At 42.5% G+C, this 13,643-nt stretch carries 11 protein-coding genes; 5 read left to right on the top strand and 6 right to left on the bottom strand.

Translation table 11 applies throughout. The features are described from left to right. Nucleotides 1-9: 9 nt before the first annotated feature. Nucleotides 10-915 (bottom strand): glycine--tRNA ligase subunit alpha, encoded by a 906-nt coding sequence (glyQ, locus tag PQR79_RS16135; protein WP_238107406.1) that lies wholly within the window; start codon nt 913-915, stop codon nt 10-12. A gap of 112 nt (nt 916-1,027) precedes the next feature. Between glyQ and PQR79_RS16130 the strand changes: the two genes are divergently transcribed. Continuing rightward, nucleotides 1,028-1,591, top strand: coding sequence for a DNA-3-methyladenine glycosylase I (locus tag PQR79_RS16130; RefSeq protein ID WP_238107407.1), 564 nt, complete (start codon nt 1,028-1,030; stop codon nt 1,589-1,591). 64 nt (nt 1,592-1,655) lie between these two features. Here PQR79_RS16130 and PQR79_RS16125 read toward each other — a convergent pair whose 3' ends face one another. The 5 genes from PQR79_RS16125 to fadB all read right to left on the bottom strand — a co-directional run bounded on the left by PQR79_RS16125 (nt 1,656) and on the right by fadB (nt 9,401). Then, nucleotides 1,656-4,838: an amidohydrolase family protein gene (locus tag PQR79_RS16125; RefSeq protein ID WP_238107408.1), complete on the bottom strand. Its 3,183-nt coding sequence runs from the start codon at nt 4,836-4,838 to the stop codon at nt 1,656-1,658. Between the two features lie 285 nt (nt 4,839-5,123). Beyond that, complete coding sequence (locus PQR79_RS16120) at nt 5,124-5,567, bottom strand: MOSC domain-containing protein (protein ID WP_238107409.1); 444 nt, start codon at nt 5,565-5,567, stop codon at nt 5,124-5,126. A 3-nt stretch (nt 5,568-5,570) separates the two neighbouring features. Beyond that, nucleotides 5,571-5,816: a sulfurtransferase TusA gene (gene tusA / locus PQR79_RS16115; protein ID WP_238107410.1), complete on the bottom strand. Its 246-nt coding sequence runs from the start codon at nt 5,814-5,816 to the stop codon at nt 5,571-5,573. A 248-nt stretch (nt 5,817-6,064) separates the two neighbouring features. Further along, entirely contained in the window at nt 6,065-7,228 is a 1,164-nt protein-coding gene (gene fadA, locus PQR79_RS16110; RefSeq protein ID WP_238107411.1) for an acetyl-CoA C-acyltransferase FadA, read from the bottom strand. Between the two features lie 22 nt (nt 7,229-7,250). Next, nucleotides 7,251-9,401, bottom strand: a complete 2,151-nt coding sequence (gene fadB, locus PQR79_RS16105; protein ID WP_238107412.1) for a fatty acid oxidation complex subunit alpha FadB — start codon at nt 9,399-9,401, stop codon at nt 7,251-7,253. 234 nt (nt 9,402-9,635) lie between these two features. On the opposite strand from fadB, the gene pepQ reads away from it, so the two are divergent. The 4 genes from pepQ (at nt 9,636) to hemG (ending at nt 13,626) form a co-directional block, all read left to right on the top strand. Then, a complete protein-coding gene (pepQ, locus tag PQR79_RS16100; protein WP_238107413.1) occupies nt 9,636-10,955 on the top strand; it encodes a Xaa-Pro dipeptidase in 1,320 nt (439 codons plus the stop codon). Then, complete coding sequence (locus tag PQR79_RS16095) at nt 10,948-11,562, top strand: YigZ family protein (protein WP_238107414.1); 615 nt, start codon at nt 10,948-10,950, stop codon at nt 11,560-11,562. The genes pepQ and PQR79_RS16095 overlap by 8 nt, the downstream gene beginning before the upstream one ends. Before the next feature lie 73 nt (nt 11,563-11,635). Then, nucleotides 11,636-13,093, top strand: a complete 1,458-nt coding sequence (locus PQR79_RS16090) for a TrkH family potassium uptake protein (protein ID WP_238107415.1) — start codon at nt 11,636-11,638, stop codon at nt 13,091-13,093. Next, nucleotides 13,093-13,626 (top strand): menaquinone-dependent protoporphyrinogen IX dehydrogenase, encoded by a 534-nt coding sequence (gene hemG, locus PQR79_RS16085; RefSeq protein WP_238107416.1) that lies wholly within the window; start codon nt 13,093-13,095, stop codon nt 13,624-13,626. Before PQR79_RS16090 ends, hemG begins: the two co-directional genes overlap by 1 nt. Nucleotides 13,627-13,643 lie beyond the last annotated feature (17 nt).

The raw sequence follows: 13,643 nt of genomic DNA, 5'->3' as shown, positions 1-13,643 counted from the left end.
TGGTGACCTCTACTTACACAATGGGAAGCCAAGTGCTTCACGTGCTTGATAATAAGATTCTGCTACACCTTTGGCCATGGTACGTACGCGCAAAATATAACGCTGACGTTCAGTGACTGAAATAGCATGGCGAGCATCAAGTAAGTTGAAAGCGTGCGACGCTTTCATGACTTGCTCGTAAGCGGGTAATGGTAGAGGTTTTTCTAGCGATAATAAGTGCTGGCACATTTTTTCGCATTCGTCGAACAGGGTAAACATAAAGTCTACATCGGCATGTTCGAAGTTATATGTCGATTGCTCGACTTCATTTTGATGGAATATGTCACCATAGGTCACTCGTCCAAGTGGGCCATCGGTCCAAACAAGGTCGTAAACACTGTCGACTTCTTGAATGTACATAGCTAAACGCTCAAGGCCATAAGTAATTTCACCGGTGACAGGGCTACACTCAATACCACCCACTTGTTGGAAGTAGGTAAACTGGGTTACTTCCATACCGTTAAGCCATACTTCCCAGCCTAAACCCCAAGCACCTAATGTTGGAGATTCCCAGTTATCTTCCACAAAGCGAATATCGTGTACTTTAGTATCGATACCTAGTGCTTCAAGTGAGCCCAGATAAAGCTCTTGAATGTTATCTGGTGATGGTTTTAGTACTACTTGGAATTGGTAGTAATGTTGTAAGCGGTTTGGGTTTTCACCGTAGCGGCCATCGGTAGGACGGCGAGACGGTTGCACGTATGCGCTACTCATTGGCTCTGGGCCTAATGAGCGTAAGAACGTCTGTGGGTGGAAAGTCCCTGCGCCAACTTCCATATCCAGAGGTTGGACAATTGCGCAACCTTGCTGCGCCCAATATTCCTGAAGGGTTAGGATGAAACCCTGAAATGTCTTTACGTCGTGTTTCGTCGTCATGTCTACTGCTATCAGGCTATTAATAGAAAATGGTAATGATTATACCTTGTAGAGCAAGGCAGATGTAGGTTATTTTTTAACGTATGAATAAAAACGTTAATGGAACCATACCATGCAAGTTAACCGATGTGGCTGGGTAAGTGAAGATCCTTTATATCAAGATTATCACGATAAGGTTTGGGGCAGGCCTGAATACGATGCCAAGCAGTTGTTTGCCAAGCTATGTTTAGATGGTCAGCAAGCCGGTTTGTCGTGGATTACCATTTTAAAAAAGCAGCAAAACTATGAGCAACTGTTTGCTGGTTTTGAGCCTAGTTTGATTGCTGAGTTTGATCAAGACAGTGTTGAAGCATTAATGCTAGAGCCTGGGATTGTGCGTAACCGGTTAAAAATAAACTCGATCATCAAAAATGCAAAAGCGTATCTGGCATTTGTTGAACAGGGGAATGATTTTTCGGCTTTTTTATGGAGCTTTGTCGGTGGTGCTCCGAAGGTGAATCAGTTTACATCATTAAGCCAGGTGCCGGCACAAACCCCGGAATCTGAGGCGATGTCTAAGGCGTTAAAAAAACTTGGTTTTAACTTTGTTGGTCCCACAATTTGTTATGCCTTTATGCAAGCGGTCGGAATGGTAAACGATCATACAACAGACTGTCATTGTCACGGCCAGTATTAGTTTATTATGCCAATTAAAAAGGGTGTTCCACGTGGAACACCCTTTTTTGTGCAGAGATTAACCGTTATGTTTTTTCAAAGAAAAATGGCTTACGTTTATGTTTATCACCATTAAGTTGATTCATTGTTTCTGAATCAAATAACTTACCGTTAATCATGGTGTATGTCACTTTGTCGGTACTGCGGATATCGGCTAATGGATTACCATCTATCACGATTAAATCGGCAAGCTTACCTACTTTAATCGATCCTAATTGATGGTCCATGCCAAAGGTGGTTGCTGGATTTATGGTTGCCGTTTTCAGTACGTCCATATTACTCATGCCGCCTTGTGCAAACATCCACATTTCCCAATGGGCCGCTAAACCTTCACGCTGACCATGAGCACCAATATTTACCTTCACACCTAAATCATTAAGCTCGTTTGCAACTCTGGCAACATTAAAATGGTTATAGTGTTCATCTGGTGCGGTGGTTCTGCGCATTGAGCGTGCGTCTAAAATGTCATGTGGTACGTACATGCTTAAACGTGGATGAGCCCAGACATCGGTTTTGTCGTACCAGTAATGTTCACCCGATATGCCCCCATAAGACACAACCAGTGTTGGCGTGTAGTTAACTTTGGTTTGGCTCCAAAATTGCTTAATGTCACTGTAAATAGATGCCACAGGTAATGAGTGTTCTAAGGTGGTGTGTCCATCAGCCGCCATTGACAAGTTGTGCTGTAATAAACTGCCACCCTCAGGTACTACCATCATTTCAAGTTCACGTGCAGCGGCAATAATTTGCTGACGTTGATCTCGACGAGGTTGGTTGTAACTTTTAACACTGAATGCGCCGACTTTTTTAAGACGCTCTAGGTGAAACTTTGCATCGTCTAACGAATCAACATGTGAGGTATAACCGGGTAGGTTTGCGCCATACAATATGGTTCCGGTGGAGAAAATACGTGGGCCAACAATTTTGCCCGCTTTTTGTTGCTCAGACGCGGCAAAAATTTCGGTAGTATCATTTGATGGATCATGAATAGAAGTAACCCCAAGTGATAAGCCTGAATATAAAGCCCAGTTTTGCTGCGGGATAATTTCATCGTCTGCTTGACCGCCATGGGCATGTGCATCAAATAAACCTGGCATAATGGTTTTGCCACTAATATCGATTACCTGGGCATTTTCAGGAATTGCGGTATTTGAGTCTCCAACACTGACAATCTTGTTGTCTTTTACGATAACGATACCATTATCAATCACCTGGTCGTTTTCCATGGTAATAACTTTACCGCCGGTAAACGCCACTGTTCCACGTGGAACATCAGCTTTATCTTTAAACCCTATTGGCGTTATTTGAGGATCAACTTTTGTGTCAGATTTCGTATATTGAGTGTCTACATCGGCTTGATATAGCTCAGGGCCTAATGTCCAGTACAGTTGATTATTTTTACCGTTCCAGCTAATACTTTCTCCCGCACGAGCACTTAACTGAGTGATAGGTAAGTTTGTCGCTTTAGGTCCAATGGCGATGGTTTCGCCGTGCTTAGCAAACGGAGTGACATATACTCTAAAGCGTTCTGCGAATGCGAGATGCTCCCCATTAGGTGATAAACGAAACTCTGTTGCGTGGTCGCTAGTGTAGTGGGTACGCTTTTCAAAACCATTCATGCCGATTGAAGCAAACTCAGGCGTTTTACCAAAATCCATAAAGTACACACGGTCCGAATCTGCACCAAATTGTGGTTGGTGACCGCTGGCGGTTAGCTTGGTACTTTTTTTACCTTTGATATCGACTTTGTATAAACCCGGCTCTTGTGACCAGGTGCGTGGTGTCATATAACCGCCACGTGCTTTACGATAAACAATATAGTCGCCATTAGGAGTGAAGGTTGGCTCAACGTATTTACCAGGCTCACTAGTTAATACTCTGGCTTTACCGCCTCGCGCACTGATCACACTCACGGTACCTTGTTGTTGGTCATTCCAGGTTGTAAATACAATGTCTTTACCGTCGCGTGACCACTGCGGAAATAGTTCATTAATATCATCATCTAAGCGAGTAAGGCGTTTATGTTTACCGTTTTTGATATCGCGGATCCAAATTTTACCTAAGGCTTCAAATACTACTTTTTCACCGTCAGGTGACACTTGTGCCATACGCAACATTTTTACATCAAAGTCATCCTGGTCAAGGTTTTGTGTAAAGCGAACAGCAGGTTGAATGTCGCGTTGCGTTTTGATGCTAAAGGGAATGTCTGTAATTTGCTTACTGTTAACATCAAGTTGATTAATTTTGCCTTTGGCCCAAAATATAATGTGCTTGTTGTCTTTGGTCCACGACATGGTTGGGTACACACCATGAATTGCCCATGTTTCTTGCATATCCCGATCAAGTTTGTCATAGAGTTTTGTTTCTTCACCAGACTTTAAATCAAGTGAATACAGTGTTGACTGAAAACCGTCGCGTTTAATGTAAGCTAGGGTTTTACCATCTGGACTTGGCGTTGGGCGGATTGCACCACCGGTACCTTCGATCAATACTTCGATATCGCCAGTTTGGGTGTCATAACGCTTAATTTTATAAATGCCTTTTACAGAGTCTTTTGAGTAGTGAAAGGTTTTACCTGGCGTTGCGTCCTGGCTAAAGTAAATGTAGCGGCCGTCTGGTGAGTAGGCCGGCTCACCTAAATCCTTTTGTTCGTTTGGACGCTCGGTTAATTTAACACCTTCACCACCAGCCACGTGATACATCCAAACTTCGCCAGCACCTAAGCTGCGTGTGCCAGTAAAATGTTTACGTGCCACTAGGTACTGCGAATCTGGGCTCCAAGCTGGGCTATTCAGTAATCTAAAGGTTTCTTTAGTGACAGGGTGTGGATTTGAGCCATCTGCGTTCATAACCCAAATATTATCGCCACCATCTTCATCACTTGTGAAGGCAATGTATTTTCCATCAGGGCTGTAAACAGGCTGCATTTGCCAGGCTATACCCTGTGCTAATGGTTTGGCTTCGCCGCCCGAGATTGGCATTTGATAAATATCACCTAGTAGGTCAAATACGATATGTTTACCGTCTGGCGATACGTTAACATTCATCCATGTGCCTTCAGTCACATTGATGTCAATTTTAGTTAATGGTGCTTTTTCTGGCGCATTGACTTGCCATTTGGCTTTTTCGTCTTCGGCAAAAGCAATATTAGAAAGCCCGAGCGAAAGGGCAATGGCTGTATAAAGTGGGGTTAATTTTTGCGTTAACATAACGTAGATTATCCGTTGTTGTTTTACTTCTGTGGATTTAATCAAGCTCAATACCCGTCTATTTCTATGATGGACAATAGAATTAGACCATTCGTATATGGCTTTATTGCGAGTGTTGTTTTTAGAATGATCCTTTATCGCATAATTCGTCGATGAGGTGTACAACAAATCTGTTTCAATTGATGACAGATATTAACAAAGATGCCTATTTGTGATTAATAGGCATTAAGTTATGGCAGGTAAATTTGTGCGAAAAGTGTCAATAACTTTGATGAACGCGTATTACTAGTCGATGGTGATTATGTCATTGGGTTGAATTAATCCAGCTTGAATCACTTTACATGTCACACCACCACGCCAGTCTGGTGTTAATGCTTGTTCTAGTCTTGTGTGAGCCATTTCCATTTTTTTACATGGATCGGTCTCTCCTGTGATTTCAAGTTTTAACTCTGTACCAATTGAAATCGTTTTACCCACATCATCAGCACTAAATTCATAACCATCAATTAATAGATTTGCTCTTCGAGTTAACCAATCTAAATCAGCATTAACGTGTTGACAGGTTTTTTGCCATTGTTGTTTTGACATGACGGTCACTTGGCGTTTTCCTGGACGACCAAAAATATCGTTTTCCACTCCGCGCTCTACTGTCACATTGGCACAAAATGTCGGTTTCATTACGCCGCGTTTTGCTGTTTTGTAGGCGATGGCTTCCAATGTGATGGCCATGATCTAAAGTCCTTTTTTGAGTAGGTATTGATAGGGCGTTTTGCTGGTATCACTGGCAACTAGAGTATGATCCATGAATTCACAAAAACTTGGAATATCTCGAGTGGTGGCCGGATCATCTGCAATGATTAATAAGGTTTCACCTTCAGCCATTTTGCGAACGGTTTTACGGATCATCATTACAGGTTCTGGGCAGCGTAAACCAAGTGCATCGAGTTGGTGCTGTGCTTGAGTGTAAATATCGGTCATTGAATACAATCTTTATAAGCGGATCTCATTAGCGCTAATGTTACTCTTGTCATGTAAACTTTCCAAGTTTGGTGCGCCAGTAATGCGATTTTGTTATTTTTATTCATTTTTTAATTTTTATAAAACATGTTTCACGTGGAACATTAGCCAAAGCAGAAAAATTTAAAAATAAAAAAAACGAGCCCAATTGGCTCGTTTTCGTGTTTATTTGTCAACTGAGTTTGGCTCAGTTGACAATAAAGTGGTTTTTATACACGTTCAAATACTGTCGCGATACCTTGGCCTAAACCAATACACATAGTAGCAAGACCAAGCGTTGCATCTTTTTCTTCCATTAAGTTGATTAGCGTCGTTGAGATACGTGCGCCAGAACAACCAAGTGGATGACCTAGTGCAATTGCGCCACCGTTAAGGTTAATCTTTTCATCGACAACATCTTGCAAGCCAAGATCTTTAACACAAGGTAATGACTGTGCGGCAAATGCTTCGTTTAATTCGATAAGGTCTAAATCAGCAACCGACAATCCCGCGCGTGCTAATGCTTTCTTGGTTGCTGGTACAGGACCATAACCCATAATTGCCGCATCACAACCGGCAACCGCCATTGAACGAATACGTGCACGAATGGTTAAGCCTAAAGCTCGAGCTTTAGATTCTTCCATCACTAACATTGCAGAAGCACCGTCTGATAACGCAGATGATGTACCTGCGGTAACAGTACCGTTTGCTGGGTCAAATGCAGGACGTAAGCCAGCTAAAGATTCTAATGATGTTTCAGGACGAATAACTTCATCTGTCATCACCTTAATTAATGCGCCATTTGCATCGTGGCCTTCGATACCCCAAATCTCTTTAGCAAAGCGACCTTCGATGGTTGCTGCATGGGCTCGTTGATGAGAACGAACAGCAAATGCATCTTGTTGCTCACGAGTAATACCGTGCATTTTACCTAACATTTCAGCGGTTAACCCCATCATGCCAGATGCTTTAGCTACGCGATTTGCAAGGCCTGGATGAAAGTCTACGCCGTGGTTCATTGGTACATGACCCATGTGCTCAACACCACCAATAATGAAGGTGTCGCCTTGACCAGTCATAATGGCGCGAGCCGCTTGATGTAATGCGTCCATAGACGAACCACATAAACGGTTTACCGTTACAGCGCCAGCCGTTTTAGGGATGCCTGCTAATAATGATGCGTTACGGGCAATGTTAAAACCTTGCTCTAGTGTTTGTTGTACACACCCCCAAATAACATCTTCAATGTCGTTTGGGTCTAGTTGCGGATTACGCACTAGCAGTGCTTTCATTAGTTCTGCAGACAATGTTTCTGCACGTACATTTCTAAATACCCCAGCCTTAGAACGGCCCATTGGGGTACGAATGCAGTCTACGATAACAGCTTGTTTCATGATTTAATTCCTTTCCCACTGATTAGGCTTGGTAGTAACTACCGTTGTTGGCTGCAAGTTCACGCATTGCATCGGTGACTTGATATAAGCCGCCAAGGTGTGCGTATTTGTCTGCTAGGGCAACAAAGTTTGCTACGCCCATGGTGTCTAGATAACGGAATACACCGCCACGGAATGGAGGGAAACCAATACCGTAAACTAGACCCATATCGCCTTCAGCAGGTGATGCAATAATGCCTTCTTCTAAACAACGAACCGTTTCGATGATCATCGGGATCATACAACGAGCGATGATTTCATCTGACTCAAATGTTTTTAATTCACCGAACTCAGCACGTAACAATTCATAGCTTGTTGGATCAATGTCTTTTTTCGGTTTACCACGACGGTCAACTGAGTAAGCATAGAAGCCTTTCGTGTTCTTTTGCCCTAGACGCTTGTTTTCAAACATAATATCGATAGCATCTTTGCCGTTTTTACCCATGCGATCTGGGAAACCTTCAGCCATGACAGCCTGAGCGTGATGGCCGGTGTCTAAGCCCACAACGTCAAGTAAGTAAGCAGGGCCCATTGGCCAACCGAATTGTTTTTCCATGACTTTATCAACGGCAGCAAAGTCTGCGCCTTCAGCTAGTAAACCGCTGAAACCGGCAAAGTATGGGAACAACACGCGGTTAACAAAAAAGCCTGGGCAGTCGTTTACCACGATTGGAGTTTTACCCATTTTGCTTGCGTAAGCTACAACCGAAGCAATGGTTTCGTCTGAGCTGTGCTCTCCACGGATAACTTCAACTAATGGCATTTTATGCACTGGGTTAAAGAAATGCATACCGCAGAAACGTTCTGGTTTTTTGAGGCTTTTAGCTAATAAGTTAATTGAGATCGTTGAGGTGTTTGAGGCAATAATCGCATCATCTGCAACTTGACCTTCAACTTCTGCCAATACCGTCGCTTTCACTTTTGGATGTTCAACAACTGCTTCAACAACAATGTCGCTACCTTTAATCGCTGCATAATCCAACGAAGGAGTGATGTTGTTTAATACTTTCGCCATTTTTTCTGGCGTAGAACGACCGCGAGCAACTTGTGTAGATAAAATTTTTGCTGCTTCGTTCAAGCCTAAATCTAATGCAGGCTGGGCGATGTCTTTCATGACAATTGGCGTGCCTTTACTGGCGCTTTGGTAAGCGATACCTCCACCCATAATGCCAGCACCCAATACCGCCGCTTGATTTACATCTTTGGCAAGCTTGCTGGCTTTTTTGGCTTTCCCTTTGACAAATTGGTCGTTTAAGAAAATACCAATTAATGCTTGAGCGACATCTGTTTTCGCAAGTTTGATAAACGCTTGTGCTTCTACTTTAAGTGCGCCATCACGGTCTAATCCCGCAGCTTGTTCAACAACATTCACAGCCGCCATTGGCGCTGGATAATGTTTGCCTGCCACAGAGAACACCATGCCTTTAGCTGTAGCAAAAGACATCATGGCCTCTAGTTTTGGTAACTGTAACGCTGATTGTTTTTTAGTGCGACGAGCTTGCCAATCTATGTTGCCATTGAGTGCATCGTGCAACATTTGCAGTGCGGCAGTTTCTAAATATTCTGGTGCAACCACGGCGTCAATTGCGCCGACTTTTAACGCATCTTCTGGACGTTGATCTTTTGCGGTGGTAATCCACTCCAGGGCATTATCTGCGCCAATAACACGTGGTAAACGCACTGTGCCACCAAAGCCAGGGATAATACCTAACTTGGTTTCTGGCAAACCAATACGTGCATTGGTGTCTGCAACACGTAAATCGGTGGCTAAAATGGTTTCGCAACCACCGCCTAATGCAAAACCATTGACCGCAGAAGCGGTTGGGAATGGCAAGTCTTCAAGCTTATTGAATACAGCGTTAGCCTGCTCAACCCATGCAAGTAACGTAGCATCATCTTGCTGGAATAGACTCAAAAATTCAGTAATATCAGCGCCAACAATAAAAGTGCTTTTTGCTGATGTCAGCAATAACGCTTTAATATTGGTGTTTTGCTTTATGCTGTCTAATGCAGCATCTAATGAGGCTAGAGTTTCTCTGTCGAACTTGTTTACCGAACCAGGTGCGTTAAAGCACAGTTTGGCAATATTATCTTCAAGTATCTCAACCTGAATGGTAGGGCTTTGGTAGATCATTGCTTGCTTCCTTATTGCTTAAAAGCGACTTCCACATCTTATTTACTGTGCAGTTATCAAGCTCAATTCACAGCAGTTTAGGCCATCTATTGACCAATTGATTGTCAGTGTGCGACTAAATGAGAAAAATTACAACACCCAATTTAAACGGCCGTTTAATTTTTTATCATCTAGCGATGAGTTTTTGAGTTTGTGATAGACTTATTGAGTTAAAACTCATCAAAGGGATATTCTATGGATCAGTTAGCCCATCTATATCATGCGCATATTACCGAGCTTAATCGTCGTGTTGCTGAAATTTGCCAGCGTGAAAACCTTACCGGTATTGTGATTCACTCAGGGCAACCTCATAGACAATTTTTAGATGACTTAAATTATCCCTTTAAAGTAAATCCACAATTTAAAGCTTGGTTACCTATTTTAGATACTCCCAATTGCTGGGTGATAGCGAATGGCCAAGATAAACCCACTTTAGTGTTTTATCGTCCAGTTGATTTTTGGCATAAAGTGAATGATGTACCGCAAGCGTTTTGGACTGAGCATTTTAATATTCAGTTATTAACCAAGCCTGAGCGCATTGCTGATTACTTACCTAAAAATGTGACCACATGGGCATATATCGGTGAGCACTTAGATGTGGCTGATGTGTTAGGTTTTACTGCCCGTAACCCTGATGCCGTGATGAATTATTTACACTATCATCGCGCAGATAAAACGGAGTATGAACTTGAATGTTTGCGCCGTGCCAACCAAATCGCGATTAAAGGTCATTTAGCCGCTAAAAATGCGTTTTATAACGGGGCAAGTGAGTTCGACATTCAGCAGTGTTATTTATTGGAAATTGGCCAGGGTGAAAATGACGTCCCCTATGGCAATATCGTGGCTTTAAATCAAAATTCGGCGATTTTACATTACACTGCACTTGAGCATACTAAGCCTGAACAAAGGTTATCTTTTTTGATTGATGCTGGTGCTCATTTTCATGGCTACGCCGCTGATATTACCCGTACTTATGCTTTTGAGAAAAATCTTTTTTATCAGCTAATTGTCGCGCTTAACAAAGTACAACTCAGCATTGTTGAACAAATGAAACCCGGCGTTAAATATGTTGATTTACATATAGCTACTCATGAGAAAATTGGGCAAATACTTGTTGATTTTGAACTTGCAAGCGGCACTGTTGAGCAATTAGTTGCACAAGGTATTACCAGTGCATTTTTCCCTCATGGGCTAGGACATATGTTAGGCTTGCAAGTGCATGATATGGGTGGTTATGCTCATGATGAACGAGGCACACACATTGCCGCACCAGATGCGCACCCTTTTTTACGCTGTACTCGTGTATTAGCCACTAATCAGGTGCTGACTGTTGAACCAGGTATTTATATTATTGATACCTTACTCGAACAACTATCACCCTCAGCAAAGCAAATGATTAATTGGAAAACGGTTGATGAGCTGCGTCCGTTTGGTGGGATCAGGATAGAAGATAACGTAATCGTGCATCAAAACCGAGTCGAAAACATGACAAGAGAGTTTGGTTTAGTTGATTGAGTCATATTTAATACCTCAAGCTAACGTGTTGATAGAGGAAGAGATAAAGCATAGCCGCTTTATCTCTTTGTTGTTTCATTGCCCAAATCAACAACAAATGAAGTTAGCACTTACTGACATAAAGCTGCAATATCCAGGTGCAAGCCATTATTGTTATGCTTTTGTGGCTGGTAGCCCTGAAAATACCATTAATATGGGGGCCAGCGATGATGGCGAGCCGTCGGGCAGTGCCGGTAAACCAATGTTAGCGTGTTTGCAGGGGGCTAATATTGGTGAGCTTGGTGCAATTGTTGTGCGTTATTTTGGTGGTACTAAGTTGGGCGTTGGTGGCTTAGTTCGCGCTTATACCTCAGGGATTAAGCAAGGATTGCCTCAAGTGCAAACACAAATAAAGCATATTCGTTACCCAGCGAGTTTGGTGTGTCATTATGCACAATTAACCGATGTAGAGTATATGGTTAATCAACATGATGGTGTGGTTATTAATAAAGTGTTTACTGATAAGGTTGAAATTCATTTTGAATTGGCCAAATCATACCATCAAGATTTTAATCAAGCTTTAGCGACCCTGACTCAGGGCCAGTTACAAGTAAAGTTTACTGTTTGAGCAATGGCGAACTTATGCCAGAATGTCATTCAATTGTTAACATGGTCGCAGTACAACCTAAACAGAATCCTTAATGCAATATAAAACAATTATTAGAATCACCGGTTTGCTGATGGGATTATTTTCAATCACCATGTTACCGTCGGCATTAGTGGCTATCTTGTATAAAGATGGTGGTGGCACCGCGTTTATCCAGGCCTTTTTTGTCAGTATCTTTCTAGGCTTTCTATTGTGGTATCCCAATCGCCATCAAAAAGGTGACCTCCGTACTCGCGAGGGATTCTTAATTGTGGTGTTATTTTGGACGGTACTTGGGTCGATTGGTGCACTGCCATTTATTTTCTCCAACGAGCCTAATCTCAGTTGGACAGATAGTTTTTTTGAGTCCTTTTCAGCGTTAACCACCACCGGGGCAACCGTTATTGTTGGCCTAGATGATCTCCCTAAATCGGTATTGTTTTATCGTCATTTACTACAGTGGATGGGCGGTATGGGGATCATTGTGCTTGCTGTGGCTATTTTACCGCTGTTAGGTATTGGTGGTATGCAACTCTATAAAGCTGAAGTGCCTGGGCCAGTAAAAGACACCAAAGTCACCCCCCGTATTGCCGAAACCGCTAAAGCCCTGTGGTACATCTATTTTATGCTGACTACCTTGTGTGCGTTAGCGTTTTACTTTGCTGGTATGGACCTTTTTGATGCTATTTGTCATTCATTTTCAACGATTGCTATTGGTGGGTTTTCGACCCATGATGCCAGTTTAGGCTATTTTGATAGCCCATTAATCAATGTGATTTGTGCCGTTTTTTTACTGATTGCGGCAGTGAATTTTAGTCTGCATTTTGCCGCATTTAGTTGGCGTGGCATTAACTTTAAAATCTATTTTAAAGATGCCGAATTTAAAGTGCTTATCGCTGTACAACTTGTGTTGACTGCGATTTGTTTTATTACTTTGTATCAGTCTGGTATTTACGACTCAGCGGAACAAACCCTCGATTATGCGTTCTTCCAAGTGGTGTCTATTTCGACCACCGCCGGCTTTGGTACTGAGAGCTTTCACTCTTGGCCGTTGTTTTTACCTATTTTGTTAATATTCTCAAGTTTTATTGGCGGCTGTGCGGGGTCTACTGGCGGCGGCATGAAAGTGATCCGCTTAATTTTATTAGTATTGCAAGGCTCACGTGAGTTGAAACGTTTAGTTCATCCTAAGGCGATGTATTCTATCCGAATTGGCGGTAATGCATTACCTGATCGGATTATTGATGCGGTTTGGGGATTCTTTTCTGCCTATGCGCTGGTGTTTGTAGTGTGTATGGTGATTTTAATGGCAATGGAAATGGATGCAATTACGGCATTTAGTGCGACTGCGGCGAGTATTAACAACTTAGGCCCAGGTTTAGGAGATGTTGCATCAAGCTATGCTAACGTGACAGACGGCGCTAAGTGGGTATTGATTGTTGCGATGCTATTTGGTCGTCTAGAAGTGTTTACACTATTAGTATTGTTTACGCCTACATTTTGGAAGAATTAATGTTAAAAACGGCAATCTTATATTCAACTGTTGATGGGCAAACGTTGGCAATTTGTCAGCGAATTGAACAAGTGCTTCGCGAAAGTGGTGAGCAAGTGACTGTCATTAACTTAGCTGATGTGAAGGCTGAGCAGCTAGCTGCAGTCGATAAAGTAGTGATTGGTGCCAGTATCCGTTATGGCAAACATCGGCCAGAATTATTTAAGTTTGCAGTGCAGCATCAAGCATTGCTCGACACTAAGTTGAACAGCTTTTTTACGGTGAACGTTGTTGCGAGAAAACCGCTAAAAAACACGCCTGAAACAAATCCTTACATGCAGAAATTTTTGACCTTATCGGTTTGGAAACCTCAATTGCTTGAAGTTTTTGCTGGTAAAATTGATTATCCACGTTACCGTTTTTTCGACAAGTTCATGATTCGTTTTATTATGTGGATGACCAAAGGACCAACAGATACCAGTGGTACTTTTGAGTTTACCGATTGGGATAACGTTGTAGGCTTTGCCAAGAAAATTGCGGCGCAAAAGCGTTAACAAAATGCCTTTTTGAG

The sequence above is a fragment of the Shewanella metallivivens genome, assembly GCF_028750675.1.
GTDB classification, from domain to species: domain Bacteria; phylum Pseudomonadota; class Gammaproteobacteria; order Enterobacterales; family Shewanellaceae; genus Shewanella; species Shewanella metallivivens.
Note: the sequence above shows the minus strand (reverse complement) of the source record. Positions and strands in the feature narration are given on the sequence as shown.

What these genes read in the sequence shown, in the direction of transcription:
- pepQ (WP_238107413.1), top strand. Translation starts at nt 9,636, where the DNA reads ATGGATCAGTTAGCCCATCTATATCATGCGCATATTACCGAGCTTAAT.
- hemG (WP_238107416.1), top strand. Translation starts at nt 13,093, where the DNA reads ATGTTAAAAACGGCAATCTTATATTCAACTGTTGATGGGCAAACGTTG.
- PQR79_RS16125 (WP_238107408.1), bottom strand. Translation starts at nt 4,838, where the DNA reads ATGTTAACGCAAAAATTAACCCCACTTTATACAGCCATTGCCCTTTCG.
- fadA (WP_238107411.1), bottom strand. Translation starts at nt 7,228, where the DNA reads ATGAAACAAGCTGTTATCGTAGACTGCATTCGTACCCCAATGGGCCGT.
- PQR79_RS16090 (WP_238107415.1), top strand. Translation starts at nt 11,636, where the DNA reads ATGCAATATAAAACAATTATTAGAATCACCGGTTTGCTGATGGGATTA.
- fadB (WP_238107412.1), bottom strand. Translation starts at nt 9,401, where the DNA reads ATGATCTACCAAAGCCCTACCATTCAGGTTGAGATACTTGAAGATAAT.
- tusA (WP_238107410.1), bottom strand. Translation starts at nt 5,816, where the DNA reads ATGACCGATATTTACACTCAAGCACAGCACCAACTCGATGCACTTGGT.
- glyQ (WP_238107406.1), bottom strand. Translation starts at nt 915, where the DNA reads ATGACGACGAAACACGACGTAAAGACATTTCAGGGTTTCATCCTAACC.
- PQR79_RS16130 (WP_238107407.1), top strand. Translation starts at nt 1,028, where the DNA reads ATGCAAGTTAACCGATGTGGCTGGGTAAGTGAAGATCCTTTATATCAA.
- PQR79_RS16120 (WP_238107409.1), bottom strand. Translation starts at nt 5,567, where the DNA reads ATGGCCATCACATTGGAAGCCATCGCCTACAAAACAGCAAAACGCGGC.